Annotated in this window: 1 protein-coding gene; it reads left to right on the forward strand. The window is 56.2% G+C overall.

Going from position 1 to position 3,304, the window contains the following annotated elements; all coding sequences use genetic code 11:
• Positions 1–382: 382 nt before the first annotated feature.
• Positions 383–3,304, forward strand: a 2,922-nt coding sequence (locus tag HY962_09225; GenBank protein MBI5647106.1) for a hypothetical protein, incomplete at its 3' end; no start/stop codon positions are given.

Here is a 3,304-nt window from a genome sequence, read left to right on the forward strand (position 1 = left end):
AGAGCGGCATCGGTTTCTCGAAGTCGATCAAACTCTCGCTCGTGAAATAACACCTGCGACACGGCCGGCCGTGGAATCCACGGTCCGGCCGTTGCTTTCATATTCTCCCCTGCAACGGGCGCGGCTCTCGCCGCGCCCGTTCCTTTTTTCCCCGATGGACCATCCATCTGCAACTGATACTATGCTGATTGATGAACTCTGAAATAATTCGGAGCGGCGAAGTAACTTTTAGGAAGGCATTGCATCATTCGAAGAAGCTGTTGTATTTTTAAGAGATGTAAAACCGCAATTATCATCCTCACCACTATATTTCTCTCCCGTCACTTCCATTCTGCCACAACCCACTGCTTCAAATACACCACCTCTATTCCTCGGAGGCCTCATGTCTCTCGTCCACCGAATGCGGATGTATCGCGCAATATCCGTATTTGCCCTCGGTACAGTTCTCGCCTTCGCCGCCTTTGGCAGCTCGGCGTTTGCGCAGAGCCAGAATATTGCCCTGTCATCGCTGGGTTGCACCTGCACCCATTCCGGTGGCGGCTCGGGTTACCCGGCAGGGTACGGTCCCGAACAGTACAATGACGGATTGAATCCGAATCCCAATGGCTACAACGGATGGACGAGCACTTCGGCCAATCCTGATCCCAACGCGTACATCCAGTTTGACTGGGGCACATCGACAAAGAGCATCGGTGAAATCACGCTCTATTATGTCTCGACGACGACGCGCTACTTGCAATCCGGCCGCGTCCAGTACTGGAACGGTACCACATGGATCAACCACTACGATTTTAACGTCGGCACACCCGCGATGACCAAGGTCATCAGCTTCTCACCGTGTACCACGACGCGCCTGCGTATTACAAACTTTACGACAACTGGTTCGCAGACCAGCAATCCGAATTTTCATGAGATCGAGATCCGCAGCACCGTGCTCGGGAGCAACAACGCAGGCGTTTCTGCATTGACCTCACCTCTCGATTTCTGCCCCGGCACCTATCCCGTGACCGCGACGATCAACAACTTCGGCACCAATCAGATAACCTCCTGCACGATCAACTGGTCGCTGAACGGCACGCCTCAGACGCCGTATTCGTGGACCGGACTCCTCGACACGATCGACGCCGCCTCACGCCAGACATCGATCACACTCGCGACGCTGACCTTCGCCTCGGCGACAAACTACACATTCAAAGTGTGGACATCGAATCCGAATGGTGTTGCCGACACGGTCACTATGAACGATACGCTGACCACCACGCGCAAAGCATCGCTGAGTGGAACATTCACAATCGGTGGAACAACACCGAACTACGCCACCTTCGCCGCGGCCGCCGCCGACATCGTGGCAAACGGCGTCTGTGGACCGGTGGTGTTTAACGTGCGCCCGGGCACATATACTGAGCGCGTCAACCTCACTCAGATTTCCGGCGCATCGGCCACAAATACCATCACGTTCCAGTCCGAGAACGGCAACAACACCTCGGTGATCCTGCAGTATTCACCGACCAGCACGACCGACATGGGCACTGTCAATCTTCAGGGTGCAGACTGGGTGACCTTCAAGAACATGACGATCAAGTCGAATGGTACGACCTACGCTGCCGCGGTGCAGTTCAACGGCGGTTCCGATAACTGCTCGTTCCTGAACAACAAACTTCAGGGGTACGCCGCCGCCACAACCTCGACCTATCAGGCCGTCATTTACTCACCGTCGCCCACACTCGACAACAACAACAGTTTCATCGGCAACTCGATCGAGGGCGGCGCATACGCGGCGTACTGGTACGGCACCGGCACGGGCGAAACAAACACGCTGTTCGATGGCAACATGATGACTGGTCAGTACTACATGGGCCTTTCCATGTACTACCAGAACACCCCGATCATCCGCAACAACACGTTGAACATGACGTCGACCTATTCGACGAATTACCTGTATTACCTGTACTATTTCTACGGTCCGTTCCAAGTTACGGGGAACCGTCTGATCAATTTGACAACCACCGGAACGAAGTACGGCATGTACATCTACACGAATGGCGCTGTTAACAGTGCCGCGTCAGCGCCGCTTGTCGCCAACAACTTCATCGCCCTCAACGGCGGTGGGTCCGTTGCTTACGGCATCTGGCTCTACTACGGTTCTTTCATTAACACATACCACAACACGATCCACTTACAGAGTAGCAGCACAACGTCGCGCGGTCTGACAGTGTATTACGGCAACGACAACAAGGTGAAGAACAACATTTTCTACGCCACTGCCGGCGCGATGAGCTATTATTTCCTGGCAAACACCTACACGACCGAGATGGACTATAACGTTCATTACACAACGGGCACCAACCTCGCCTATCTCGGCGGATCCTATGCCACGAATCTCGGCGCGATGCAGACCTTGCTCGGATCGGGTCGTGAGGCCAATTCGAAAACCCAACCCGTCACCTTCGCCAGTGCCACAAGTGGCGATCTTCACCTCTCGGGTGCATCGCAGAACGATCTGAATCTGGTCGGTACTTTGCTTGGTGAAGTGACCAACGACATCGACAACGATCCGCGCGTCCTCCCGTACGTGGGTGCCGATGAAGCGTGTTACATTCTCGGCAACAAGGTCACCTACGAACTGCGTGACGCCAACGGCGCAAAGCTCACGTACACCAACGCCCCCGGCACCGTGTACGTGTATTACAGCATCGACTTCCCCGCGACGGCCTTCACCTTTACCGGCACGCTGAAGCTCTACGATGTCACAACAAACGCGCTGGTCTTCCAGTCGCAGTTCCAGGGAAGTAAGCTCGCCGGACAGGCCGCCACAGGCACCGCGCAGATCAGCATCCCGAACACCGTGCCGCCCAATACCTACCGCGCGGAAGTGGTGTTCAACATGCCGAACTCCTGCGGCTACTTTGTCGACTTCACGGCCGGTGCGGGTGTGCTCCTGATTGTTCCCCAGGGCCAGGTACCGTGCGTGGTGTGGCCGGGTGATGCCAATAACGACGGCATCGTCAACTACGGCGACCGCAGCGCCCTGAACCGCTACATCTCGAACGCCAACCTGCGCGCCACCTGGCTGCAGGGTCCGGCGCGTTACCGCGTCGACTTCGCCACCAACCCCTTCACCTACTACACGTGGGAAGCACAGGTGGCAGTGCCCTGGCAGACGCCCGAGGGTTGTTACATGGATACCGACGGCAGCGGTGCGATCAACAACTTCGACTTCCTGGCCATGAAGCTCAACTGGATGAAGACACACGGCACGCCGAAGAGCGCGACGAATGCCTTCTCGCCCGAGAGCTTCGACATG

The organism is Ignavibacteriota bacterium (assembly GCA_016218045.1).
Taxonomy (GTDB): Bacteria; Bacteroidota; Ignavibacteria; order SZUA-365; family SZUA-365; genus JACRFB01.